At 46.3% G+C, this 1,198-nt stretch carries 1 protein-coding gene; it reads left to right on the forward strand.

The genetic code is table 11. From position 1 onward, the window contains the following. Positions 1–70: 70 nt before the first annotated feature. A protein-coding gene (locus VC182_RS11465; RefSeq protein ID WP_323485371.1) for an IS3 family transposase occupies positions 71–1,182 on the forward strand; the annotation gives its coding sequence in 2 pieces (ribosomal slippage) (positions 71–317 and positions 317–1,182; 1,113 coding nt in all). Positions 1,183–1,198 lie beyond the last annotated feature (16 nt).

Here is a 1,198-nt window from a genome sequence, read left to right on the forward strand (position 1 = left end):
GGTAATACCCCCACCCCTTAACCTGACTTAAAAGTAGAATTTCTAAGTTGTTTGATTTAAAGGAAATTCTATGAAAACCTCCCGTTTTACCGATAGCCAAATCATGGGCATCCTCAAGCAAGCCGAGGCTGGCATGCCAGCCCCAGAGCTATGCCGTGAACACGGCATTAGCATTGCTAGCTTTTACAAGTGGCGCGCCAAGTATGGCGGTATGGATGCCTCACTAATGTCTCGCGTCAAAGAGCTTGAGCTAGAGAACGCTCGATTAAAGAAGATGTATGCGGAGGTTCAGCTCCAAGCTGACGTCCTTAAAGAAGTCTTACAAAAAAAGTAACTCGGCCATCTCGTAGGCGCGAGATGGCCAGCCAACAAGTTCACAGTGGCCGAATGAGTATCCGTTTAGCTTGCGATACCTTTGTCATTAGTCAGACTTGCTATCGCTATCACCCGAAGCTATCGACCGACAATGCCCTCATTGCCGATTGGCTGGTACGCCTCACCCAAAATCAACGGAACTGGGGTTTTGGGCTTTGCTTCTTGTACTTACGTAACGTCAAAGGCTTTACCTGGAACCATAAGCGGGTCTATCGCATCTACCGGGAGTTAGAGCTTAACTTACGCATCAAGCCCCATAAACGCTTGATACGCGAGAAGCCTGTGCCATTGGTAGTACCTGAAGGCATCAATCAAACCTGGTCAGTCGACTTCATGCATGACCAGTTGCACGACGGCAGATCTATCCGCTTATTTAACGTGATTGATGACTTTAATCGGGAAGCCTTAGCCATCGATATTGATTTTTCTATGCCAGCAGCCAGAGTGGTTCGCTCACTCGATCAAGTGATTGAGTGGCGTGGAAAGCCCCTCAAGATACGCTGTGATAATGGTCCGGAACTCATCAGTAGCGTGCTTGTGCAATGGGCTGCGAAACATCAAATAGAGATAACTTATATCCAACCAGGTAAGCCACAACAAAATGCATACATTGAAAGATACAACCGCACCGTGCGTTACGATTGGCTTAATCAATACCTCTTTGAATCGATTGATGAAGTTCAAGACTTTGCTACCGATTGGATGTGGACATACAATCATGAAAGACCAAACATGGGCTTGGGTGGAATTACACCAAAGCAAAAACTAGCACTTGCAGTACCAGCTTCTACTTTTAGCTTAAGTTAAAAATGGGGGGATTACC

Origin of the sequence: Polynucleobacter sp. AP-Nickl1-40-C4, from assembly GCF_035012665.1 — a bacterium.
Classification (GTDB): Bacteria; Pseudomonadota; Gammaproteobacteria; order Burkholderiales; family Burkholderiaceae; genus Polynucleobacter.